Genomic DNA, 23974 nt, shown 5'->3' on the forward strand with positions numbered 1-23974 from the left:
TGGTGTACATGGATACGGCACACCTCGAAGGACTGATCGGAATGCTGACCGTTCTCGGAATCCTCGTTCTCCTGGTCCTCCCGTCGATCATCGGCATCGCTCACGACCGTCGGGTCGACCGCCAGATCCGCAAGGCCCAGCAGGCCCGCCGCTACTTCACCACCACGGCGACCCACCACTCCTGAATCCCCAGGCACGAGACCCGGCCCGGCTGGGCGGCACACAGCGGCCGCGTGGACCGGAGCCGGGTCCTGCCGTCCCTGACCGCCTTGAACGCGGCGTTCGCGTCGCCCGGCAGCAGTACGATCCCGGCGTTGGTCGCCTCCAGCACGGAACCGCTCCCGGAGACCGGCTTCCACGGCCGCTTGGCGGTCCCGTCCAGGTTGATCCGCAGCGTCTCGCCCACCGCCAGGCACACGGTACGGCCGCTGTCGTGGACGTCGAGCGTCGAGGCCGGCGTACAGCCCGTGGGGGTGGTAGTGGGGGAGGACGACACGGTGCCGCCGTCGCCGCCCTTTCCGCTGTCGGCCTGGCTGCCGCAGCCGGCCAGCACCAGGGTGAGCGCGGCGAGCGCGACGGTCGTGTGGGGGATCGTTCGACGCATGGGGGCCTCCTCTCCCCTGTGACGTGTGACCGGCCGTGACGGATCCACACCGGAGCACACCGGGGCCCCGGCCGCGAAGGCGGCGACCGGGGCCCGGGATCATGCGCTGATCAGCTGGTCGTGACGGCGGTGTCGTCGACCACGAAGCTGGTCTGGAGCGAGGAGTCCTCGACACCGCTGAACTTCAGGGTGACGGTCGAGCCCGCGAACGAGCTCAGATCGAAGGACTTCTGCGCGTAGCCGGAGGCGGCGTTGAGGTTCGAGTACGTCGCCAGGGTGGTCGAACCGGCGGTGACCGTCAGCTTGTCGTACGCGGTGCTGGTGGAGGTCTCCGCGGTGTCGATGTGCAGGTAGAAGGTGAAGGTGGCCTTGCAGCCGCTGGGCACGGTCACCGACTGGGAGAGCGTGTCGGTGTGGGTGGAGCCGTACCCGTCGAGCCAGGCGTAGTAGGAACCGGCGTGCGCCGACTCGCTGCTGGAGTTGGTGATCACACCGCTCGACGCGGTCCAGGTGGTGTTGCCCGACTCGAAGCCGGCGTTGCCGAGCAGCTGCGACGAGGTGCAGGTGCCGCTGCTGGAGCCGACGGTCCAGGTGAAGGAGGCCGAGCCGGAGGCGCCGGTGGAGTCGCTCGCGGTGACGGTGACCTGGTAGGTGCCGGCGGTGGACGCCGTACCGGTGATCTTGCCGGTCGAGCTGCTGATGGACAGGCCGGTCGGCAGGCCGCTGGCGCTGTAGGTCAGGGTCGCGCCCGCGCTGTCGGTCGCGCTGATCTGGAGGCTGACCGAGCTGCCGGTAGTGGTCGACTGGCTGCCCGGGTTGGTGACGGTCACCGTGTTGCCGGAGGTGCTGCCGGAGGCGAAGGCGGTGGTGCCGTTGGGGGTGCCCCAGCCGGTCGGGCCGTCGTAGCCGGTGGTGGCGGTGCAGAAGTACGAGGTCGAGCAGGAGCCGTTGTTGCCGCTGGTGACGTCGTACAGGTTGCTCGTGTGGCTGTAGGGGTACTTCGCCGGGTAGTCGCTGGAGCCCGGGGTGCCGGCGAGGGCGTACACACCGGCGATGATCGGGGCGGAGGCGCTGGTGCCGCCGTAGACCGCCCAGCCGGAGCCGCCGTAGGTGTCGTACACGGCCACACCGGTGGCCGGGTCGGCGACGGCGGAGACGTCGGACTCCATGCGCTTGGTGCAGCCGGTGTCGGTCTGCCAGCTCGGCTTCGCGTCGTACGCCGAGCAGCCGGAGCCGGTGCCCTCGGAGGAGCTGGTCTTCCACACGGACTCGGTCCAGCCGCGGGAGTTGGAGGACGTGGACAGGGCCGTGCCGCCGACCGCCGTCACGTACTGGGAGGTCGCCGGGTACTCGGCGCCGTAGCCGGAGTCACCCGCGGAGACGGTGATCGCGACGCCCGGGTGCTTGAAGTACGAGGTGTCCTCGCTGGTCTGGGAGGAGGACTCGTCGCCGCCCCAGCTGTTGGAGACGAACTTCGCGCCGAGGGCCACGGCCTCGTTCTCGGCGGTGCCGAGGTCGGAGTCGGTGGCGGAGTTGGCCTCGACGAGGATGATGTTGCAGTTCGGGCAGACGGCGCTGACCATGTCGATGTCCAGCGCCTCCTCGCCGGCCCAGCCGGTGTCGTTGGAGGGCAGCGAGGTCGTGGAGCCGGTCTGGCTGACCTGCTTGAAGCAGCCGTTGGCCTTGGTGCAGGAGGACAGCCCGTACTGCGAGCGGTAAGTCGCCAGGTCCGACTCGGCGTTGGGGTCGTTGTAGGCGTCGACCACGGCGACCGTCAGACCGGAACCGCCGGTCGAGGGCAGGTTGTAGGCGCTGTGCAGGTTGGCCGGGGAGAGGCCGGAGGGCGCGGCGGCGGCGACCGCGGAGGCCAGCCGCTGCTTGATGTCGGTACGGCGCTGCGCGAAGCAGGCGGCCTGGCCGGGGGCGGCCGTGGCGCACAGGTGCTTGGTGGGCACCTTCTGCCCCGCCTTGCCGGTGGAGTGGAAGGCCTGCCGGTCGGGGGAGGTGAGGGCCTTGGCGTTCTGGGCGACCCGGGTGGTGTGGGTCGCCGCCGGTGCCGCGTGCGCGGGCGCCGCGACGAGTCCGGCGAGGCCCAGGGCGAGGGCGGGTATGGCGGTGGTCAGGAGTCTTCGCAGACTCCGTCCGGTCTTCTCACGCATAGGGGTACTGCCTCCGTCGTTGGAGTGGGGTTCTCGACGCAGGTGGCAGGCCTGTGACGCGCGTAGCGGCGGCGGTGCGCAATGCCGTCATGGGCATGACACATCTGAGTGTCCTGTGCATGTGTTGTGGACATGGCGGGACGGGCAGAACGTAGCCGGGGCCGAGGAGGCGGAGCCAGATGCCCAGGAAGAACTTTGCCGCTCCATAGCCGACGCATGGACGGCCCATGGAAGCTCCATGGGCCGTCCCAGGGCCGAGACCTAGAAGTCCTCGTCGAGGTCGACCGTGCCCTCCACGGCCACCTGGTACGCGGACGGGCGGCGCTCGAAGAAGTTGGTCAGCTCCTGGACGCCCTGCAGCTCCATGAAGGAGAAGGGGTTCTCCGAGCCGTACACCGGGGCGAAGCCGAGGCGGGTCAGGCGCTGGTCGGCCACGCACTCCAGGTACTGGCGCATCGACTCGGTGTTCATGCCCGGCAGGCCGTCGCCGCACAGGTCGCGCCCGAACTGCAGCTCGGCCTCGACGGCCTCCCGCAGCATGTCGGTGACCTGCTGCCGCAGCTCGTCGTCGAAGAGCTCCGGCTCCTCCTTGCGGACGGTGTCGACCACGTCGAACGCGAAGGACATGTGCATGGTCTCGTCGCGGAACACCCAGTTGGTGCCGGTCGCGAGACCGTGCAGCAGGCCCCGGCTGCGGAACCAGTAGACATAGGCGAAGGCGCCGTAGAAGAAGAGGCCCTCGATGCATGCGGCGAAGCAGATCAGGTTCAGCAGGAAGCGGCGGCGGTCGGCCTTGGACTCAAGGCGGTCCAGCTTCTCCACCGAGTCCATCCACTTGAAGCAGAACTGCGCCTTCTCACGGATGGAGGGGATGTTCTCCACCGCGGCGAACGCGGCGGCGCGGTCCTCCGGGTCGGGGAGGTAGGTGTCGAGCAGCGTCAGGTAGAACTGGACGTGCACGGCCTCCTCGAACAGCTGGCGGCTCAGGTAGAGCCGCGCCTCGGGGGAGTTGATGTGCTTGTAGAGCGTCAGCACCAGGTTGTTCGCGACGATCGAGTCGCCCGTCGCGAAGAAGGCCACCAGGCGGCCGATCAGGTGCTGTTCGGCGGGGGTGAGCTTCGCGAGGTCGGACACGTCCGAGTGGAGGTCGACCTCCTCCACGGTCCAGGTGTTCTTGATGGCGTCCCGGTAGCGCTCGTAGAAGTCGGGGTAGCGCATGGGGCGCAGCGTCAGCTCGAAGCCGGGGTCGAGCAGGTTCTGATTGCTGGGCATTACTGGCAGGCCTCGCAGGACTCGGGGTTTTCCAGGGAGCAGGCGACGGCGTCCACGGTCTGTACCGGGACGGTCGCCTGTGCGGCGCGGGCGATGCGGGTCGCCGGGCGCGAGCGCAGGTAGTACGTGGTCTTCAGGCCCTGCTTCCAGGCGTACGCGTACATCGACGAGAGCTTGCCGATGGTCGGTGTCTCCAGGAACAGGTTCAGGGACTGGGACTGGTCGAGGTACGGGGTGCGGGCCGCGGCCATGTCGATCAGGCCGCGCTGCGGGATCTCCCACGCCGTGCGGTACAGCGCCTTCACCTCGGCCGGGATCCACGCGAAGTCCTGCACCGAGCCGTTGGCCTCGCGCAGCGCCTCGCGGGTGCGGGCGTCCCAGACACCGAGCTCCTTGAGGTCGTTGACCAGGTACGAGTTGACCTGGAGGAACTCGCCGGACAGGGTCTCGCGCTTGAAGAGGTTGGAGACCTGCGGCTCGATGCACTCGTAGACGCCGGCGATCGAGGCGATGGTGGCGGTGGGCGCGATCGCGAGGAGGAGGCTGTTGCGCATGCCGACCGCAGCGATCCGCTCGCGCAGCGCCGCCCAGCGCTCGGGCCAGTTCGGCTGTACGCCGTAGTGGTCGGGGTGCAGGACTCCGCGGGCGGTACGGGTCTTCTCCCAGGCCGGCAGCGGGCCGTTGCGCTCGGCCAGGTCGGCGGAGGCCTCGTACGCGGCGAGCATGATCCGCTCGGCGATCCGCGTGGAGAGGGCCTTGGCCTCCGGCGAGTCGAAGGGCAGCCGCAGCTTGAAGAAGACGTCCTGGAACCCCATCGCGCCGAGGCCGACGGGACGCCACTTGGCGTTGGACCGGCCCGCCTGCTCGGTCGGGTAGAAGTTGATGTCGACCACGCGGTCGAGGAAGGTGACGGCCGTACGGACCGTCTCGTCCAGGCGCTCCCAGTCGATGTCCCCGTCGGCGACGAACGCGCCGAGGTTGACCGAGCCCAGGTTGCAGACCGCGGTCTCCCCGTCGTCGGTGACCTCCAGGATCTCCGTGCAGAGGTTGGAGGAGTGCACGACATGGCCCGGCTCGGCCGTCTGGTTCGCCGTGCGGTTGGCGGCGTCCTTGAAGGTCATCCAGCCGTTGCCGGTCTGCGCGAGGGTGCGCATCATCCGGCCGTACAGGTCACGGGCCGGGATGGTCCTGCGGGCGAGGCCCTTCTCCTCGGCCGCGCGGTAGGCCGCGTCGAACTCCTCGCCCCACAGGTCCACCAGCTCGGGCACGTCGGCGGGGGAGAAGAGGCTCCACTGCTCGTCGGCGTTGACCCGGCGCATGAACTCGTCCGGGATCCAGTGCGCGAGGTTCAGGTTGTGCGTACGGCGGGCGTCCTCGCCGGTGTTGTCGCGCAGCTCCAGGAACTCCTCGATGTCGGAGTGCCAGGTCTCCAGGTAGACCGCGGCGGCACCCTTGCGCCGGCCGCCCTGGTTCACGGCGGCGACGCTCGCGTCGAGCGTCTTGAGGAACGGGACGATGCCGTTGGAGTGCCCGTTGGTGCCGCGGATCAGCGAACCGCGGCTGCGGACGCGGGAGTAGGCGATGCCGATGCCGCCGGCGTGCTTGGAGAGGCGGGCGACCTGGTGGTAGCGGTCGTAGATGGAGTCCAGCTCGTCGACCGGGGAGTCGAGGAGGTAGCAGGACGACATCTGGGGGTGCCGGGTGCCGGAGTTGAAGAGGGTGGGGGAGGAGGGGAGGTAGTCGAGGCGGCTCATCAGGCCGTAGAGCGCGGCGACTTCGTCCACGGCGCGGATCGTGTCGTCCTCGGCGAGGCCGCTCGCCACCCGGAGCATGAAGTGCTGGGGCGTCTCGATGACCTTGCGGGTGATCGGGTGCCGGAGCAGGTAGCGGCTGTGCAGGGTGCGCAGGCCGAAGTAGCCGAAGCGGTCGTCGCCCTGAGGGTCGATCAGCGCGTCGAGGCGGTCGGCGTGGACCCGCACGAACTCCGCCGTGCGGTCGGCGATGAGGCCCTCGCGATGGCCGACGGCCACCGACCCGGTGAAGGTGGTGACGCCCTGGGACGCGGCCTCGGCCGCGATGGAGATGGTGAGGAGCCTGGCCGCCAGCCTGCTGTACGCCGGGTCCTCGGAGATCAGGCCCGCGGCGGCCTCGGTGGCCAGCTCACGCAGCTCCGACTCGTCGGCCCGCGCCGACCGGCCGCGCAGTGCGGCGGCGGCGACCCGGCCGGGGTCGGCGTCGGGGAGGTCGGCGGTCAGCTCGGTCAGGGTCCGCAGCAACGCGGTTCCGGGACCGTCCACTTCCACAGGGGTGATCGCTGAGGCCGGGTCGGCTGGCGCGATGGTCACGTGGGGCTCTCCCTCGCTGGGCACGGGGCCTTGCGGAGGGCAGGGGGCAGCTCACGAGCGCGCACGGCGTCGCGTCCACCGGCCCATTCCACGAGGCCCGGACGTCATGGCACCCGGGCCACGGCGGCCGGGCGCACTGTCGGCAGGTCCTCGGACTGACTCCCGTACACGCCCAGGGCATGCACAAGTACACCGTTGCGGGACAGTTCCGGATTCGCACCGGATTCCCCTGCGGCGACAGCGAGCATGAGCATACATCTTGTGCCGGGGGAGAACAGCAACCCCATATGTTGTGTCGCGTGTCGTCTCAGAGCGTCAACTCGTAGGTGAGGAGAGTGAAGTCGTCGCCGGGGATCGGGTTCCAGTCGCGGCCGGGGGCGCGGACGAAGCCGGTGCGTTCGTAGATGCGGTGGGCGGCGTGCATCGTGTGCTGGGTCGACAGGACGACTCCGGTGCACCGCGCGGCTCTCGCGCGGTCGACGCAGGCGCGGACGAGTGCCTCGCCGGCGCCACGGCCGCGGGCCGCGTGGGCGATCGCGAGCATGCGGATCTCGGCCTCGCCCGGGCGGGCGAGCTCGGCCATGGGGCCGGGGGCGGGGACGAAGGTGACACCGCCGAGCAGTTCCGTGCGGGAGGTGGCGACCAGGACCTCGGCGTGGGCGGCGCGCTTGGCGACGTCCTTGAGTTCGCCGAGGTACCAGTCGTCCTCGTCCCCGAAGGCGAGGAGGCCGTCCTGGAGGTAGGCCTGGGCGGTGATCTCGCCGAGGGGGGCGTATTCGGTGGGGTCCGCCGGGCGGATCAGGATGTCCATGGCGGTGAGTGTGCACGAAAGCGGGCCGCCGTTGTGGTTGATTTTCGGCGGCCCGCTGCGGGTTCGTCGTGGCTGGTCGCGCAGTTCCCCGCGCCCCTTTGGGGCGCCTAGTGCGAGGCCCCCGCAGTAGCCGGCGGGAGTTCCACCTCCACGCCCGGGTCGCCCGCGTCCGCCGTGTAGTCCCGTGGGTTGGTCTCGTCGACGCCCTCCGGGGCCTTCAGTGCCTTCAGTACGAAGGTCAGGACCACCGTGACCAGGACGTTCAGGACGAACGCCGTCAGGCCGATGTAGCCGATCTCGCCGATGCCGGGGATCTCCGCGTTGGAGCCGCCGAAGTGCTTCTGGCCGGGGTTGGTCGGGGAGGCCACGTCGTACGCGGCGATCGTGCCGTAGATCATGCCCGTCGCCCAGCCCGCCAGCAGCGCCCAGCGGTGGAACCAGCGCGTGAACAGGCCGCCGACCAGCGCCGGGAAGGTCTGCAGGATCCAGATGCCGCCCAGGAGCTGGAAGTTGATCGCCACCGTCTTGTCCATCGTCAGGACGAAGACCAGTGCGCCGACCTTCACCAGCAGCGAGACCAGCTTGGAGACTTTGGTCTCCTGCTCCGGCGTCGCGTCCGGCTTGATGAAGTCCTTGTAGATGTTGCGGGTGAAGAGGTTCGCGGCCGCGATCGACATGATGGCCGCCGGCACCAGCGCGCCGATGCCGATCGCCGCGAACGCCACGCCCGCGAACCAGCTCGGGAACATGTCCTCGAAGAGCTGGGGGATGGCGAGTTGGGGATTGGTGACGTCGACCCCGCTCTTGATCGCCATGAAGCCCAGCAGCGCGAGCAGCCCCAGCATCAGCGAGTACAGCGGCAGGATCGTGGTGTTGCGGCGGATCACCTCACGGCTCTTCGAGGAGAGCGTCGCGGTGATCGAGTGCGGGTACATGAACAGCGCGAGCGCGGAGCCCAACGCCAGCGTGGCATACGTCCACTGGGCCGCAGGGGGCGAGACGATGGCGCCCGCGCCCGCCTTCGTGAACTTGTCGTTCGCCGCGCTGAAGATGTCGTCGAAGCCGCCCAGCTTGATCGGGATGTAGATGATCGCCACCGCGATGACGATGTAGATCAGCGCGTCCTTCACGAACGCGATGAGGGCGGGAGCCCGCAGGCCCGACGAGTAGGTGTACGCGGCCAGCACGCCGAAGGCGATCAGCAGCGGCAGGTCCTTCACGAACCAGTTGGAGTCCGTGCCGCCGCCGATGCCCATCACGTCCAGCACGGCCTGGATGCCGACCAGTTGGAGCGCGATGTACGGCATCGTCGCCAGGATGCCGGTGACCGCCACCGCCAGCGACAGGCCCTTGGAGCCGAAGCGTCCGCGCACGAAGTCGGAGGTGGTGACGTACCCGTGGCGGTGCGAGACCGACCACAGCCGGGGCAGGAAGGTGAAGATCAGCGGGTACACCAGGATCGTGTACGGCACCGCGAAGAAGCCGGCCGCGCCCGCCGCGTAGATCGCCGCCGGCACGGCGACGAAGGTGTACGCCGTGTACAGGTCGCCGCCGAGCAGGAACCAGGTGATCCAGGTGCCGAACGACCGTCCGCCCAGGCCCCATTCGTCGAGCGAGGCCTCGCTCTCGGCCTTGCGCCAGCGCGCCGCCAGGAAGCCCATGACCGTGACGGCCAGGAAGAAGAAGATGAAGACGCCGAGCGCGACGCCGTTCACGCCGTCCTTCACTCGGCACCCCCTCGGCGGCCACGCTGGTCGCGCTGCCACAGCTTGTACGCGGTCATCGTGAGCGCCGTGGAGATCAGCACCCACAGCATCTGGTACCAGTAGAAGAACGGGATCCCGATGAACGCCGGATCGGTCTTGGCGTAGGAGCCGACCCAGAGCATCGCCACGAAGGGCGCGATCAGGCAGACGGCGATGACCACCCGGACCGGGGTCACCAACGGTGGTCTCGCTTCAGGCACTTCAGACATACCGCGGCTCCGTCCCCTCACTGATCACCTGTGTAACGCGCAGGCAATCTAGGTCACGGTGTCGCGTCAGCGGAAGACCTCGTCCGTATATCGGTATGTCGATTCTGTGAAGGCGGTCAACAACAGCGGAAGCCCTGCCGCGGATCCTCCTCCTGACGGTCGGTCCGCATCCGCTCGAACTCCCGCCGGGACGGAACCTCGGCCTGTGGATGATCCTTTCGTACGTGCGCCACGTACCGCTCGTACGCCGACTCATCGGTCAGCTCGCGCACGTACCAGCGCACACTCCTAGCCACTCGTACCAGCGCCGACCGCATGGCGTGCCTCCTCCTTCTCCTCCCGCGTCGGGATCAGGCCCGCCGGCGCGGTGATCCGGGACTCGACGTACGGCGACTCGCTGAGCGTGGACAGGGCCGGGCGGCGGACATGGCGGACGCAGACGCGCAGCGCGTCCGCGATGACGACGATGATCAGGACCGCGAGAACGGCCGAAAGTATGCCGTCCACCGTGGAGTTGGTGACCACGGTGTGCATGTCGTCCATGTTCTTGGCCGGCGGCAGCACCTTCCCGGCGTCGATCGCGTCCTGGAAGACCGAACGCTGTTTGAAGAAGCCGACCTTGGGGTCGCTGGAGAACACCTTCTGGTAGCTGGCGGTCAGGGTGACCGTGGCGTCCCAGGCGAGCGGAACCGCCGTGATCCAGGCCCACTTGAGGCGTCCGGACTTCACCAGCAGGGTCGTGCAGACGGCCAGGGCGACGGCGGCGAGGAGCTGGTTGGAGATGCCGAAGATCGGGAAGAGCTGGTTGATCCCGCCGAGCGGCTCGTGCACGCCGACCCAGAGGAAGTAGCCCCACAGGGCGCAGACGATCCCGCTGGTGATGACCAGGCCGGGCTTCCAACTCACGTTCTTGAACGGCCGGATGACGTTGCCCAGCGTGTCCTGGAGCATGAACCGGCCCACCCGGGTGCCCGCGTCCAGCGCGGTCAGGATGAACAGCGCCTCGAACATGATCGCGAAGTGGTACCAGAAGGCGCGCAGGCTCCCGCCGGTGACCTTGGAGAAGATCTCCGAGACGCCGACGGCGAGCGTGGGCGCGCCGCCGGTGCGGGACAGCAGGGTCGACTCCTCGACGTTCTTCGCGGCCTGCGCGAGGTCGGCGGGGGAGATGTGGTAGCCCCAACTGCTCACCACCTGCGAGGCGTTGTCCACGGTGGTGCCGATCACGCCGGCCGGCGCGTTCATCGCGAAGTACAGGCCCGGATCGATGATGCTCGCCGCGACCAGCGCCATGATCGCGACCGACGACTCCATCAGCATGGAGCCGTAGCCGATCATGCGGACCTGCGTCTCCTTCTGGATCATCTTCGGCGTCGTACCGCTCGAAATGAGGGAGTGGAAGCCGGACAGCGCCCCGCAGGCGATGGTGATGAACACGAAGGGGAAGAGGGAGCCGGCGAAGACCGGGCCGTCGCCGCGCGATGCGAAGTCCGTGACCGCGTCCATCTTCAGCGTGGGCAGCGCGATGACGACGCCCAGCGCCAGCAGGGCGATCGTGCCGATCTTCATGAACGTGGAGAGGTAGTCGCGGGGTGCGAGGAGCATCCACACCGGCAGGATCGAGGCGATGAAGCCGTACGCCACCAGCCAGATGACGAGCGTCGAGGGCGCCAGCGTGAACGCGTCCGCCCAGGACGACTCGGCGACCCAGCGGCCCGCGACGAGGGCGAGCAGCAGCAGGGCGACGCCGATGAGGGAGACCTCGGCGACCCGGCCGGGGCGAAGTACCCGTAGGTAGAAGCCCATCAGCAGGGCGATCGGGATGGTCATCGCGATGGAGAAGGTGCCCCAGGGGGAGGCGGCGAGGGCGTTGACGACGACCAGGGCCAGCACGCCGAGCAGGATGATCATGATGGCGAAGGCGGCGACCAGCGCGGCCGCGCCGCCGAAGGGGCCGATCTCCTCGCGGGCCATCTGGCCCAGGGACCTGCCGTCCCGCCGGGTCGAGAAGAACAGTACGACCATGTCCTGCACGGCCCCGGCGAAGATCACCCCCGCGATGATCCAGATGGTGCCGGGCAGGTATCCCATCTGCGCGGCGAGCACGGGTCCGACGAGCGGGCCGGCGCCGGCGATCGCCGCGAAGTGGTGGCCGAGCAGCACGCGGCGGTCGGTGGGGTGGAAGTCGATGCCGTTGTCGAGGCGTTCGGCCGGGGTGGCCCGGGTGCCGTCGACCTTCAGCACCCGGTTCGCGATGAACTTCGCGTAGAAGCGGTAGCCGATCGCGTACGAGCCGAGGGCGGCCGCCACCATCCAGGCGGCCGAGACGTCCTCGCCCCGGGCGAGCGCGAGCACGGCCCAGCCGGTGGCGCCGATCAGTGCGACGAGGGTCCAGATGACGATGGTTCGGACGTTCGCGGTACGCACAGCGAGGTCCTCCCGTCCATACGGAGACGGGAGGACCGTAGAGCAGGAAGCGACGTTGCGCTACACCGCGTGCAGTACTGCGGCAGGTCAGTCCTGCGGGCGCTTAAGTCGTGCCACGAACTTGTAGCGGTCCCCCCGGTACACCGACCGCACCCACTCCACCGGCTCGCCCGTCCTGTCGTACGAGTGGCGGGAGAGCATCAGCATCGGCAGGCCCACGTCCGTGCCGAGCAGGCCCGCCTCGCGCGGGGTGGCCAGGGAGGTCTCGATGGTCTCCTCGGCCTCGGCGAGATGGACGTCGTACACCTCGGCGAGGGCGGTGTAGAGGGACGTGTACTTGACGAGCGACCTGCGCAGCGCCGGGAAGCGCTTGGCGCTGAGGTGCGTGGTCTCGATGGCCATCGGCTCGGCGTTGGCCATGCGGAGGCGCTCGATGCGCAGGACCCGGCCGCCGGCCGTGATGTCGAGGAGCTCGGCGAGGCGGTCGTCGGCGGTGATGTAGCCGATGTCCAGGAGCTGCGAGGTGGGTTCGAGGCCCTGGGCCCGCATGTCCTCGGTGTAGGAGGTGAGTTGCAGCGCCTGCGACACCTTGGGCTTGGCGACGAACGTGCCCTTGCCCTGGATCCGTTCGAGGCGGCCCTCGACGACCAGCTCCTGGAGCGCCTGGCGCACGGTCGTGCGGGAGGTGTCGAACTCGGCGGCGAGGGTGCGCTCGGGCGGTACCGGGGTGCCGGGCGACTGTGTCTCCGTCATGTCGAGCAGGTGCTTCTTCAGGCGGTAGTACTTGGGCACGCGCGCGGTACGGACGCCTGCGCCGCCCTCGTTGTCCGCACTGCTGACGTCGCTGCTCATGCTCTGCCTTCCCGGCTCCGGATGCGGGTCACTTCGTGATCCTTCTGTATACCGTCGCCGCTTCTGTTGGTCTAGTCCACGGGGCCAAGTGGTCTAGCGGACGAGATTACTCCGGCGGTGCTGATTTCGCTGGCTTCTTACTTAAAGGTTCCTGCATATGTAGGTCGCATAACGGCTGGTCAGGGCCGTTTCGAGGACCCTTGACAGGCTTCGTGGTCTGGTCCAAGCTCCCCGTACTGGTCTACACCATTGGTTCAGGTCCCGGCGCATGAGCGGGGAGGTGTGGGCATCCCTGAGGAGGGTGGCGTGAAGCGCAAGCTCATAGCCGCGATCGGTATCGCGGGCATGATGGTGTCCATCGCGGCGTGCGGGGGCAACGACAAGGATTCGTCGGGCGGGGGCGCCGACGCCAAGGAACTGACGGTCTGGCTGACCGTGGACGCCCAGAACAACTGGCCGAACCTGGTGAAGGCGGCCGACGCGGCCGTCCAGAAGGCCCACCCCGGCATCAAGATCAAGCACGAGTACTACGGCTGGCCGGACAAGAACACCAAGCTCGACGCGGTCCTCGCCACCGACAAGGCGCCGGACGTGGTCGAGATGGGCAACACCGAGATGCTCGGCTACATGGTCAAGGGCGCCTTCGCCCCCGTGGACGCCTCGAAGTTCACCAACTCCTCCGCGTGGCTCGACGGCCTCAAGGCCTCCGTGACCTACCAGGGCAAGACCTACGGCGTCCCGTACTACGCCGGTGGCCGCGTCGCCAACTGGCGCAAGGACGTCTTCGCCTCGGTCGGCGTGAAGACCCCGCCGAAGACGTACGCCGAGCTCACCGCCGCCCTCGACAAGGTGCAGAAGAAGGAGGGGAACAAGTTCTCCGCCTGGTACCAGCCCACCCGTGACTGGTACGCGGCCATGTCCTTCGTCTACGACGCCGGCGGCTCCATCGCCACCGAGTCGGGCGGTCAGTGGAAGGGCAACCTCTCCTCGCCGGAGTCCGTCAAGGGCCTGACCGAGTTCAAGAACGTCATCGACAAGTACATGCACGGTGACAAGACCAAGGACGAGTCCGACCGTTACATCGTCTACGGCCAGGGCAAGTCCGGCATGATCTTCGGCGCCGCGTGGGAGGGCGCGACCGCGGCCGACCCGAAGAACGACAAGACCGGCAAGCTCAAGGACAACCTCGAGAACTTCGTGATGCCGGGTCCGTCCGGCAAGAACATGCCCGTCTTCCTGGGCGGTTCGGACCTCGCGATCCCGGTCAAGTCCAAGGCGCAGGGCGTCGCCGCCGAGTGGATCAACGCCTTCACCGGCCCCTCCGGCCAGAAGGGCCTGATGGCCAAGGGCAACCTGCCCAACAACAAGACCGACCTCGCGACTCTGAAGGACGACCCCGCGACGGCGGTCCCGGCCACCGCGGCCGAGTCCAACTGGTTCGTCCCGATGGCGCCCGGCTGGGGTCAGGTCGAGAAGGCCCAGGTCCTGCAGACGATGCTGCAGAACATCGGCACCGGCAAGCAGACGGTCGAGGCCGCCGCGAAGGAAGCGGACGCCGCGATCGACAAGGTCATCAACACCAAGTGACCTGTGAGCAGGGCCCCGTACGGCCTCCCTCGCGGAGGACGGGGCCCTGCTCCTCGTACGACCTGAGGGACCGCTGAGGAGCGCGCGATGAGTGCCGCAGACACGACCACACCCGCCAAGGTGCCGCCCCCGCGTCAGGCGCCGCCACCACCGGCCGCCCCGAACAGGCCACGCAGAGGCCGGACTTCGGGCGGCGCGGCCACGCCCTGGCTGCTGCTCGCGCCCTGTCTGGCGATCCTCGCCCTGGTCATGGGCTATCCGCTGGTCCGGCTCGTCACGCTGTCGTTCCAGAAGTTCGGGCAGTCCCAGCTGTGGGGCTTCCAGCCGGCCGAGTCGGTGGGCTTCGACAACTTCACCAACGTGCTCAGCGACAGCGAGTTCTGGCAGGTCGTCGTCCGTACGATCGTCTTCGCGGCCGGCTGCGTGATCTTCACGATGGTCGCCGGCATGCTGATCGCGCTGCTGCTCCAGCGGGTCTCCGGCTGGGTGAAGACCCTCGTCAACATCGCGCTCGTGGCCAGCTGGGGCATGCCGATCATCGTCGCCACCACGGTCTTCAAGTGGCTGTTCGACGCGGACTACGGCATCCTCAACGCGCTCCTCAGCAAGCTGCCGGGCGTGGACCTGATCGGCCACAACTGGTTCGCCAGCGGCCCCCAGGGCCTCGCCGTGATCATGCTCCTGGTGGTCTGGGGCGCGGTGCCCTTCGTCGTCATCACCCTCAGCGCCGGACTCACCCAGGTCCCGGCCGAACTGGAGGAGGCGGCCCGCCTCGACGGCGCGGGCGCCTGGGGCGTCTTCCGGTACGTCACCCTGCCCATCCTCAAGCCGATCGTCGTGATGCTCACGACCCTGTCGGTCATCTGGGACATGGGCGTCTTCCCCCAGGTCTTCGTGATGCGCAACGGCCATCCCGAGCAGGAGTTCCAACTCCTGACCACCTACTCCTACGACCGCGCCTTCGTCGTCAACGACTACGCGCAGGGCTCGGCGATCGCCCTGATCACCGTCGTACTGCTGCTGGGTGTGGTCGCGGTCTACATGCGGCAGATGCTGAAGATCGGAGAGGTCGAATGAGCGCGATCACCACCGGGCGGGCCGTGGCTGCCGCCTCCCGGCCCCGCAAGTCCAAGCTCGGCTGGAACCTGCTCGGTCTCCTGGTCTTCCTGGCCGCCGGCTTCCCCGTCTACTGGATGCTCAACACGGCCTTCAAGCCGGCCAAGGACGCCATCGACCCGGACCCGAGCGTGCTGCCCACCGGCTTCACCCTGTCCAACTTCAGCCGTGCGCTGGACATCGCCGACTTCTGGGGGCCGGTCGGCCGCAGCCTCGTCGTGTCGCTGACGGTGGTCGTGATCGGCATCGTCGTCGGCATGCTGGCCGCGCTCGCCATCTCCCGGTTCGCCTTCCGCGGCCGCAAGATCGTGATCGTCGGCATCCTCGCGGTCCAGATGGTCCCGCTGGTCGCCATGATCATCCCGGTCTTCCTGCTCCTGAACGACCTGGGCCAGTACGACAAGCTCTCCGGCCTGATCATCACGTACCTGACCTTCATCCTGCCCTTCACGGTGTGGACCCTGCGCGGCTTCATCGTCAACATCCCGAAGGAGCTGGAGGAGGCGGCGATGGTCGACGGCTGCTCCCGCACCGGCGCCTTCATCCGCGTGGTCTTCCCGCTGCTGGCCCCCGGCATGGTCGCCACCTCGGTCTACGGCTTCATCCAGGCGTGGAACGAGTACCTCTACGCCCTGATGCTGCTGAGCCAGGAGAACCAGACCGCGACCGTCTGGCTCGGCAACTTCACCACCAAGCACGGCACCGAATACGCCCCGATGATGGCCGGTGCCACGATGATGGCGGTGCCGATCGTCGTGCTGTTCCTGCTCGTCCAGCGCAAGATGGCCGCGGGTCTCACCGCCGGCGCCGTGAAGGGATGACGCGACCGATGACGACATTCGCCAGCGGCACGGACACTCTCACCCGCGACGCCCTGACGGTCCTGCAGCCCGGCTTCACCGGCACCACGGCCCCCGACTGGCTGCTGCGCCGCCTCGGCGAGGGCCTCGCCTCGGTCGGCCTGTTCGGCCGCAACATCGCCACGCCCGAGCAAGTGGCCGCTCTGACCGCCCAGTTGCGCGCCGAACGGGACGACGTCCTGGTCGCCATCGACGAGGAGGGCGGCGACGTCACCCGCCTGGAGGTGCGCACCGGCTCGTCCTTCCCCGGCAACAACGCGCTGGGCGCGGTGGACGACGCCGAGCTGACGCGTGAGGTCGCCGCGGAACTCGGCCGCCGCCTGGCGGCCTGCGGCGTGAACTTCAACTGGGCCCCCTCGGCCGACGTGAACTCCAACCCCGCCAACCCGGTCATCGGCGTGCGCTCCTTCGGCGCCACGCCCGACCTGGTCGCCCGCCACACCGCGGCCTACGTCACCGGCCTCCAGTCCGCCGGAGTGGCGGCCTGCACCAAGCACTTCCCCGGCCACGGTGATACGGCGGTCGACTCCCACCACGCGATGCCACGCATCGACGCCACGGCCGAGGTCCTCGCCGACCGCGAACTCCCCCCGTTCCGCGCGGCGATCGCCGCCGGCACCCGGGCGATCATGACCGCGCACATCCTGGTCCCGGCCCTGGACCCGGACCACCCGGCGACCCTGTCCCACCGCATCCTCACCGATCTCCTGCGCGGTGAACTCGGCTACGACGGCCTGATCGTCACCGACGGCATGGAGATGCAGGCCATCGCCGCGACCTACGGCATCGAACGCGGCAGCGTCCTCGCGATCGCCGCCGGCGCGGACGCGATCTGCGTGGGCGGCGGCCTGTCCGACGAGCAGACGGTACGCCGCCTGCGCGACGCCCTGACCACAGCGGTCCGCACGGGCACCCTCCCAGAGGAACGCCTCGCGGAGGCGGCGGAACGGGTGCGGGGGTTGGCTCGGTGGGTGGCGGGGGCCGCGGGGGCCGCGGGGGCGGATAGGGCGTCGGGAGTGGTTGGGGCGGCTGGCGGGGCTGAGGTGGCCGGCGGGGCTGGGAGGACCGGCGTGACTGGGGCGTCGGGAGCGGCTGGGGCGGCTGGATCGGCGGGGGTTTCGGCGCCGATTGGGGTCTCGGCGTCGGCTGGGCCCTCGGCGTCGGCTGGGCCCTCGGCTTCGGTTGGGGACTCGGCTTCGGATGGGGCTTCGCCGTCGGCTGGGACTTCGGCGGCGGCTGGAGCTGGAGCAGAAGAGGGACTGGGAGCCGGGGCCGGGACTGCGGCCGGAGCTGAAACTGGGGCCGGATCTGCGGCTGCGTCTGGAACTGGGATCGGGGTCGGGACTGGAGTCGGAGTCGCAGCTGGAGCCGGGACTGGGACTGAGACTGGAGTCGGCGCTGAGGCTGGAGATGGAATCGGGGCCAGGACTGGGGTCGGAGCCGGGACGGAGGCCGGAGCCGGAGTCGGGGCTGGAACTGGAGGCGGGGCCCGGACTGGAGTCGCAGCCGGACCCGGAGCTGAGGCTGGAGTCGCAGCCGGATCCGGGGCCGGAGCTGTGGTGGCTGAGGGGGGCGGGGCCAAGGGCGTTGGTGTGCGCGGCGATGACGAAGTCGGCTTGCGTGCGGCGCGGCGGGCCCTGCGGGTCACCGGTCCGGACGGCTTCACCCCGCTCACCGAACCGCCCTACGTCGCCGCCTTCACCCCCATGGCCAACATCGCGGTGGGCGACGAGACCCCCTGGGGCGTGGCCGCGGAACTCTCCCGCCTGCTCCCCGGCACGGAGACCGGCACCTTCACGGGCGACGACGCGGGCCTGGCCGCCCTGGCCGCGGCCGGCCCCCGCCGCGTCGTGGCCGTGGTCCGGGACGAACACCGCCACCCGTGGATGACCAAGGCCCTGGACACCCTCCTCCGCACCCGCCCCGACACCATCATCATCGAAATGGGCCTGCCTCAGGCGCCCACCCGGGGAGCCCTCCACATCGCAACTCACGGTGCGGCGAGGGTGTGCGGAAGGGCGGCGGCGGAGGTCATCGCGGGGGATTGACATGCTCACCGGGCTGAAGCCCGGTGATTCTGGCCGTCCCTACCGATCGCCGTGCCGCTACGCGGCACGGCGATCGGTGAGGGATTCCGTGGCTTCCTGCTTCTTCACGCCGTGCCGCGCCCCCGGTGGTGCTGGGGGGTTGGTCTTACCGGTGCTCCACAGGCTCGAACCGCGCTGTCCGGCGGCTTTGACGTTCTTCGCGGCGTTGATGTCGCGATCGTGTTGGGCCCCGCAGGCGGGGCAGTCCCATTCTCTGACGTGCAGGGGTTTGGGTGTGTCGAGGTGTCCGCAGGCCGAGCAGGTCCGGGTGGTCGGCTCGAACCGGCCGATTTGCACGAACGTGCGCCCGTACCGTTTGGCCTTGTATTCCAGCATGTTCACGAACATCGACCAGCCCGCGTCGTGCACGCTCTTGGCCACCTGGGTGCGCGCGAGTCCGGCCACCGACAGGTTCTCCACGGCCACCGTTTGATTCTCACGGATGATCCGGGTGGAGAGCTGGTGGCAGAACTCCTTGCGCGCGTCAGCGACGGCGGCGTGGGCGCGGGCGACCTTCAGGCGGGCCTTCTCGCGGTTCTTCGATCCCTTCTGCTTGCGCGACAGTTCGCGCTGGGCCTTCTTCAGCTTCTTCTCCGCCCGGCGCAGGAACCGGGGGGAGTCGATCTTCGTGCCGTCGTCCAGGACTGCGAAGTGGGTCAGGCCCAGGTCGATGCCTACACTGCTGTCCGGGCTGGCGTCGGGCAGGGCGGTGGCGTCGGCGGCCGGGTCGGTCTCGATGACGAAGCTGGCGAAGTACCTCCCTGCCGGGTCCTTGATGACGGTGACCGAGGACGGCACCGCCGGCAGGGAGCGGCTCCACTTGACCTTGACCGCGCCGATTTTCGGCAGGTCGAGGCGGCCGCTGTCGGTGATCTTCCAGCGGGCGTTCGCGGTGAACCGGATCGACTGCCGGTGATCCTTGCGGGACTTGTAACGCGGTGCGCCCAGTCTCGGGCCTTTGCGGGTGCCCTTCAGGGAGGCGAAGAAGTTGCGGTAGGCGGCCTCCGCGTCGCGCAGGGACTGCTGGAGCACCACCGCGGAGACCTCGCCCAGCCAGGACCGCCCGGCTGTCTGCTTCGCCTCGGTGATCAGCTTCCGGGACAGCTGGCCGGCCGTCGGGAGGGGCTGCTGGGCCTTTCGGGCGTCCTCACGCGCCCGGACCGCGTCGTTGAACACCACGCGGGCGCACCCGAACGCCCTCGCCAACGCGGTCTGCTGGGCGGCGTCCGGGTACAGGCGGAAGCCGTACCGAAGCTGCATACCGGCCACACTACATAGTTGGGTTATGGCTGAGATGCAGAAGATCAGAGCTGGTCGGCACTGTACATTCGCGATGCATGTCCACTTGGTCTTTGTGACCAAGTTCCGGCACAAGGTGTTCACCGATGCCCACCTGAGGCGCATGGAGGAGATCATGCGGTCCGTCTGCGGGGACTTCGAGTGCGAGCTGGTGGAGTTCAACGGCGAGGACAACCACGTCCACCTGCTGGTGAACTTCCCGCCCAAGGTCGCCGTCACCAAGCTGGTCAACTCCCTCAAGGGCGTCTCCTCCCGCCGCCTGCGCCAAGAGTTCCCCGATCTGGTGCGCCACTACTGGCGGGCGAACAAGCTTTGGTCCGGGTCCTACTTCGCCGGCACCGTGGGCGGCGCCCCGCTCTCCGTAGTCAGGCAGTACATCGAACAGCAGAACCGGCCGGGGTGAGCGTCACCCGGCTCCGCCGGGAGACGCAATCGCGGCGCTTCGCGCCGCAGGCGACACACCTCCAACCGGCTCCACCGGACCAGTCTCGGTGACGCTCCGCGTCACACCGACAGATTCGCTTCACCCCCGGTCTGAAGGCCGGAGCACTGCGAATAGATCCCGGTAGCTGTTACGACGACGCAGGCGCCGGTCCCATCCAGGGGCCGGCGCCTGCGGTGCACCAAGGGGTGTGGGGCTCTGTACCGATCCTGGTGGACGAACCCGCTAAATCCCCTGCCACTCCGGCTTGTTGACGAACGTGTGCCGGAAATAGTCCGCCAGCTTCAACTTGGACGCGGCCCCCTCGTCCACCACCACCGTCGCATGCGGATGCAACTGCAACGCCGACGCCGGACACACCGCCGCCACCGGCCCCTCGACCGTCGCCGCGACCGCGTCGGCCTTCCCCTCACCCGTCGCCAGCAACACCAGATGCCGAGCCTCGAGAATCGTCCCGATCCCCTGGGTGATCACGTGATGCGGCACCTGGTCGATGTCACCCTCGAAGAACCGCGCGTTGTCCACCCGGGTCTGCTCGGTCAGCGTCTTGATCCGCGTCCGCGAGGCCAGCGAGGAACACGGCTCGTTGAACCCGATGTGCCCGTCGGTCCCGATCCCGAGCAACTGCAGATCCACCCCGCCCGCCTCCGCGAGCGCCGCGTCATACGCCTCGCACGCCCCCTGCACGTCCGCCGCCGTCCCGTCGGGCCCCATGAACGCGTCCATCCCGATCCCGAGCGGCTCCAGCACCTCCCGCCGCAGCACCGACCGGTACGACTCCGGATGCTCGGCCGGCAACCCCACGTACTCGTCGAGCTGCGCGATCCGCGCCCGCGAGGCGTCCACGGCCCCGGACCGCACCTTCGCCGCGAGCGCCTCGTAAATGGGCAGCGGAGTCGACCCGGTGGCCACTCCGAGCAACGCGTCCGGCTTGCGCCGCAGGAGCCGTGCCATTGCCTCGGCGATGAGCTCGCCGCCCGACTTGGCGTCCGGAACGATGACAACTTCCACGCTGGGCCTGCCGATCTGAAGGGCTATGTGGTTTAGACCAATCTAACAGAGGCGCCCCCTGACGCCCAGGTGAAAGAGGTGAACGAAAGGGGAGGAGGGGGACTGGAGAGGGGCGGGAGAGGGATCGCACCGAGCCCGCGGCATCGGCAATCCATACGGAGGACAGGCACCATTCGCCCTGGGGGAGTGGAATGGATGCTGCCCGCCTACGGCCCCGACGCCCCGACAGCTCACCGCCCCACCCGGAGGACCCACGATGACCGCCACGACCCCGGCCCCGAAGAACGACGTCCCCGGCCGGATCATGGCCCGCGAGATGGGCGAGCAGCCCGCCGTGCTGCGCCGGCTCCTGGAGGAGGGCGCCCCCGGCATCCGGCAGGTGGCCCAGGAGATCGCCGCCCGCAACCCCCGCTTCGTCCTGCTCACCGCCCGCGGCACCTCCGACAACGCCGCCCTCTACGCCAAGTACCTCCTGGAGATCCGCCTCGGCCTGCCCTGCGGCCTCACCTCGATGTCCACCACCACGGCCTACGGCGCCCGCCCCGACCTCACCGACGTCCTGGTGATCACCGTCAGCCAGTCCGGCGGCTCCCCGGACCTGGTCGCCTCGACCCGCGCCGCCCGCGAGGCCGGTGCGATCACCCTCGCCGTCACCAACAACCCCGGCTCACCGCTCGCCGGCGTCTCCGAGTACCACGTCGACGTCATGGCCGGACCGGAGAAGGCCCTCCCGGCGACCAAGACCTACACCGCCTCCCTCCTCGCCCTGTACCTCTTCGTCGAGGGCCTGCGCGGCGGCGACGGCGGCGCCGCCAAGCCGCTCCCCGACCTCGCCGAGCAACTGCTCGCCCGGCAGGACGAGGTCCGCGCCCTCGCCGCCCGCTACCGCTTCGCCGAGCGCATGGTCATCACCTCCCGCGGCTACGGCTACCCCACGGCCAAGGAAGCCGCCCTCAAGCTGATGGAGACCAGCTACATCCCCGCCCTCTCCTACTCCGGCGCCGACCTCCTGCACGGCCCCCTCGCCATGGTCGACAACGTCTCCCCGGTCATCGCGGTCGTCACCGACGGCAAGGGCGGCGAAGCGCTCCAGCCCGTGCTCGACCGGCTCCGCGGCCGCGGCGCCGACCTGTTCGTCGTCGGCCCCCGGCACCAGGTCGAGCAGGCCTCGGCGGGCTTCGTGCTGCCCACGGAGGGCGTGGCCGAGGAGGTCCAGCCGATCCTGGAGATCATCCCCCTCCAACTGCTGGCCTACGAGGTCACCATCGCCCGAGGCCAGGACCCGGACGCCCCTCGCGCCCTGGCGAAGGTCACAGAGACCCACTGAGCGGGGGCCCATCGAGCCAGGGCCCGTCGCGTCGGACATCCGCTGAGCCGGGGGCCTGCCGAGCCGAGACCCACGGAGCCGGGGCCCGCCGAGCCAAGACCCACGGAGCGAGGGGCCCGCCGCCCCGGACATCCGCCAGGCCCAACCATCCGTCACGTCGGACATCACCTGCCCTGGACGCCACCCGACCCGGACCTCACCCAACCCCACCCCACTCGCACCGCTAAACCAGCGAACCCCCCGTCACATCCACCCATCCCCCCGTCACCCACCGGCCGGCGTCCGACGCCAGGAACGCCACCACGTCCGCGACGTCCGCCGTCTCGCCCACCCGGCCCAGCGCGGAGAACGCCGCCGCCCGGTCCCAGCCGTCCGGGGCGCCGTACAGCAGCTCCGCGGTGTTGTCCGTGTCGATGATCCCGGGCGCCACCGAGTTCACCGTGATGCCCCGGGGGCCCAGCACCTTGGACAGGTCGCGGGTGAAGACGTCCAGGGCGCCCTTGGTCATCGCGTACGCCATGTTGTGCGGCATCACGGCGTTGCGGGCGAGTCCCGACGAGATGTTGATGATCCGGCCGCCGTCCCGCAGCCTCGCCGCGCCCTGCTTGACGAGGAAGAACGGCGCCTTCACGTTCACCGCGAAGAGCCTGTCGTACTCGTCCTCCGCTATTTCGTCGATCGGCCGGGAGTTCCCGATCGCCGCGTTGCTCACCAGGATGTCCAGTCCGTCCGCGTGCCGGTCGAACTCCTCCCACAGGGCCGCCGAGTCCCCCGGCCGCCCCAGCTCGACCCCGATCGCGAAGGCCGAGCCGCCCGCCGCCTCGATCGCGGCCACCGTCTCCTTCGCCGCCCGCTCGTTACTCCCGTAGTGCACCGCGACCCGTGCCCCGTCGCGCCCCAGCCGCTCGGCGATCCCCCGACCGATGCCCCTGCTCGCCCCGGTGACCAGAGCCGTCCTGCCCGCGAGCACACCCATGCCGACACCCCTCCACAATTCCCTAGCGGTCGCTACAGAAAGACCGTACAACAGCCCGCCGACATTTCTCTAGCACCCGCTATACAATCCACTCCATGGTGGACGGCGACGACACGAAGACCAAGGTCAGGCCGCGCGGCCGACCCCGTTCCTTCGACCGTGAGACCGCGCTGGAGAAGGCGGTCATGGCGTTCTGGGAGCATGGGTACGAGGGGACCTCCGTCTCCGACCTCACCCGGGTGATGGGCATCGGCGCCCCGAGTCTGTACGCGGCCTTCGGCGACAAGCGGGCGCTGTTCGAGGAGGTCGTCGGCGTCTACGGCGCGCGGTACGGCTCCTTCGGCGACCGGGCCCTCGCCGAGGAACCCACCGCCCGCGCGGCCGTCGCCCGCATGCTGCGCGAGGCCGCCGCCGAGTACACGGCGCCCGGCCGCCCGCACGGCTGCCTCGTCATCCACGCGGCCACCCACTGCGCGAGCCCCGAGGTCGAGGAGTCCCTGCGCGATCGGCGCAACGCCAACATCGCCGCCATCGAACGCCGTATCACCGCCGACGTCGCGGCGGGCGAGCTCCCGGCCGGCCTCGACGCCGCCGCCCTTGCCCGGCACACCGGCGCGATCATCCAGGGCATGTCCCAACAGGCGCGGGACGGGGCGAGCCGGGAGGAACTGGAAGCGCTCGCGGAAATTGCCATGGCCATCTGGCCCCGCACATGAACCCACACGGGTTAGGCTGCGTGGTGGATGTCAGGGCGTCCGATCAAGTGGAGCCGGGTCGGGAAATAACAACAACGAACAGGCTCCAACGCATGGACACGCCTAGTG

21 protein-coding genes and 1 riboswitch are annotated in these 23974 nt (G+C 69.3%); of the genes, 8 read left to right on the top strand and 13 right to left on the bottom strand.

Going from position 1 to position 23974, the window contains the following annotated elements; translation table 11 throughout:
* The first annotated feature begins 8 nt into the window (after positions 1-8).
* A complete protein-coding gene (locus tag MQP27_RS17970) occupies positions 9-185 on the top strand; it encodes a hypothetical protein (protein ID WP_242766200.1) in 177 nt (58 codons plus the stop codon).
* Here the strand turns inward: MQP27_RS17970 and MQP27_RS17975 are convergent.
* The 10 genes from MQP27_RS17975 to MQP27_RS18020 all read right to left on the bottom strand — a co-directional run bounded on the left by MQP27_RS17975 (position 152) and on the right by MQP27_RS18020 (position 12445).
* Complete coding sequence (locus tag MQP27_RS17975; protein ID WP_242766201.1) at positions 152-604, bottom strand: hypothetical protein; 453 nt, start codon at positions 602-604, stop codon at positions 152-154. The genes MQP27_RS17970 and MQP27_RS17975 overlap by 34 nt on opposite strands.
* Before the next feature lie 110 nt (positions 605-714).
* On the bottom strand, positions 715-2763 hold the full coding sequence (locus MQP27_RS17980; protein ID WP_242766202.1) for a putative Ig domain-containing protein: 2049 nt from the start codon (positions 2761-2763) through the stop codon (positions 715-717).
* Between the two features lie 261 nt (positions 2764-3024).
* Complete coding sequence (locus MQP27_RS17985) at positions 3025-4035, bottom strand: ribonucleotide-diphosphate reductase subunit beta (RefSeq protein ID WP_242766203.1); 1011 nt, start codon at positions 4033-4035, stop codon at positions 3025-3027.
* Positions 4035-6380: a ribonucleoside-diphosphate reductase subunit alpha gene (locus tag MQP27_RS17990; protein ID WP_242766204.1), complete on the bottom strand. Its 2346-nt coding sequence runs from the start codon at positions 6378-6380 to the stop codon at positions 4035-4037. The genes MQP27_RS17985 and MQP27_RS17990 overlap by 1 nt, the downstream gene beginning before the upstream one ends.
* Positions 6381-6504: 124 nt before the next feature.
* Positions 6505-6634, bottom strand: a riboswitch (cobalamin riboswitch).
* Between the two features lie 53 nt (positions 6635-6687).
* Entirely contained in the window at positions 6688-7191 is a 504-nt protein-coding gene (locus tag MQP27_RS17995; protein ID WP_242766205.1) for a GNAT family N-acetyltransferase, read from the bottom strand.
* A gap of 107 nt (positions 7192-7298) precedes the next feature.
* Positions 7299-8918, bottom strand: a complete 1620-nt coding sequence (gene mctP, locus MQP27_RS18000) for a monocarboxylate uptake permease MctP (protein ID WP_242766206.1) — start codon at positions 8916-8918, stop codon at positions 7299-7301.
* Positions 8915-9166 (bottom strand): DUF3311 domain-containing protein, encoded by a 252-nt coding sequence (locus MQP27_RS18005; RefSeq protein ID WP_242766207.1) that lies wholly within the window; start codon positions 9164-9166, stop codon positions 8915-8917. The genes mctP and MQP27_RS18005 overlap by 4 nt, the downstream gene beginning before the upstream one ends.
* Positions 9167-9282: 116 nt before the next feature.
* Entirely contained in the window at positions 9283-9483 is a 201-nt protein-coding gene (locus tag MQP27_RS18010) for a CstA-like transporter-associated (seleno)protein (protein WP_242766208.1), read from the bottom strand.
* Positions 9455-11593, bottom strand: coding sequence for a carbon starvation CstA family protein (locus tag MQP27_RS18015; RefSeq protein ID WP_242766209.1), 2139 nt, complete (start codon positions 11591-11593; stop codon positions 9455-9457). Before MQP27_RS18015 ends, MQP27_RS18010 begins: the two co-directional genes overlap by 29 nt.
* A gap of 87 nt (positions 11594-11680) precedes the next feature.
* Positions 11681-12445, bottom strand: coding sequence for a GntR family transcriptional regulator (locus MQP27_RS18020; RefSeq protein WP_242766210.1), 765 nt, complete (start codon positions 12443-12445; stop codon positions 11681-11683).
* A gap of 306 nt (positions 12446-12751) precedes the next feature.
* Here MQP27_RS18020 and MQP27_RS18025 point away from each other — a divergent pair, with 306 nt between their 5' ends.
* From MQP27_RS18025 to MQP27_RS18040, 4 genes are all read left to right on the top strand, one after another.
* Positions 12752-14032, top strand: a complete 1281-nt coding sequence (locus MQP27_RS18025) for an extracellular solute-binding protein (protein WP_242766211.1) — start codon at positions 12752-12754, stop codon at positions 14030-14032.
* 87 nt (positions 14033-14119) lie between these two features.
* Positions 14120-15109, top strand: coding sequence for a carbohydrate ABC transporter permease (locus tag MQP27_RS18030; protein WP_242766212.1), 990 nt, complete (start codon positions 14120-14122; stop codon positions 15107-15109).
* Positions 15106-15969 carry a carbohydrate ABC transporter permease gene (locus MQP27_RS18035; protein WP_242766213.1) on the top strand — a complete coding sequence of 288 codons (864 nt, stop codon included), beginning with the start codon at positions 15106-15108 and terminating at the stop codon, positions 15967-15969. The genes MQP27_RS18030 and MQP27_RS18035 overlap by 4 nt, the downstream gene beginning before the upstream one ends.
* 8 nt (positions 15970-15977) lie before the next feature.
* Positions 15978-18056: a glycoside hydrolase family 3 protein gene (locus MQP27_RS18040; protein WP_242766214.1), complete on the top strand. Its 2079-nt coding sequence runs from the start codon at positions 15978-15980 to the stop codon at positions 18054-18056.
* 57 nt (positions 18057-18113) lie between these two features.
* On the opposite strand, the gene MQP27_RS18045 is transcribed toward MQP27_RS18040, so the two are convergent.
* On the bottom strand, positions 18114-19355 hold the full coding sequence (locus MQP27_RS18045; protein ID WP_242766215.1) for an RNA-guided endonuclease InsQ/TnpB family protein: 1242 nt from the start codon (positions 19353-19355) through the stop codon (positions 18114-18116).
* A 25-nt stretch (positions 19356-19380) separates the two neighbouring features.
* On the opposite strand from MQP27_RS18045, the gene tnpA reads away from it, so the two are divergent.
* A complete protein-coding gene (gene tnpA / locus MQP27_RS18050) occupies positions 19381-19797 on the top strand; it encodes an IS200/IS605 family transposase (RefSeq protein WP_242766216.1) in 417 nt (138 codons plus the stop codon).
* Positions 19798-20061: 264 nt separating this feature from the next.
* Here tnpA and nagB read toward each other — a convergent pair whose 3' ends face one another.
* Complete coding sequence (nagB, locus tag MQP27_RS18055; protein ID WP_242766217.1) at positions 20062-20847, bottom strand: glucosamine-6-phosphate deaminase; 786 nt, start codon at positions 20845-20847, stop codon at positions 20062-20064.
* A gap of 256 nt (positions 20848-21103) precedes the next feature.
* Between nagB and MQP27_RS18060 the strand changes: the two genes are divergently transcribed.
* On the top strand, positions 21104-22174 hold the full coding sequence (locus MQP27_RS18060) for an SIS domain-containing protein (protein WP_242766218.1): 1071 nt from the start codon (positions 21104-21106) through the stop codon (positions 22172-22174).
* Positions 22175-22397: 223 nt separating this feature from the next.
* Here the strand turns inward: MQP27_RS18060 and MQP27_RS18065 are convergent, their stop codons facing one another.
* Positions 22398-23150, bottom strand: coding sequence for an SDR family oxidoreductase (locus MQP27_RS18065; RefSeq protein WP_242766219.1), 753 nt, complete (start codon positions 23148-23150; stop codon positions 22398-22400).
* 95 nt (positions 23151-23245) lie between these two features.
* On the opposite strand from MQP27_RS18065, the gene MQP27_RS18070 reads away from it, so the two are divergent.
* On the top strand, positions 23246-23866 hold the full coding sequence (locus tag MQP27_RS18070; RefSeq protein WP_242766220.1) for a TetR/AcrR family transcriptional regulator: 621 nt from the start codon (positions 23246-23248) through the stop codon (positions 23864-23866).
* Positions 23867-23974: the final 108 nt, after the last annotated feature.

Source organism: Streptomyces cylindrosporus (genome assembly GCF_022698165.1).
Taxonomy (GTDB): Bacteria; Actinomycetota; Actinomycetes; order Streptomycetales; family Streptomycetaceae; genus Streptomyces; species Streptomyces cylindrosporus.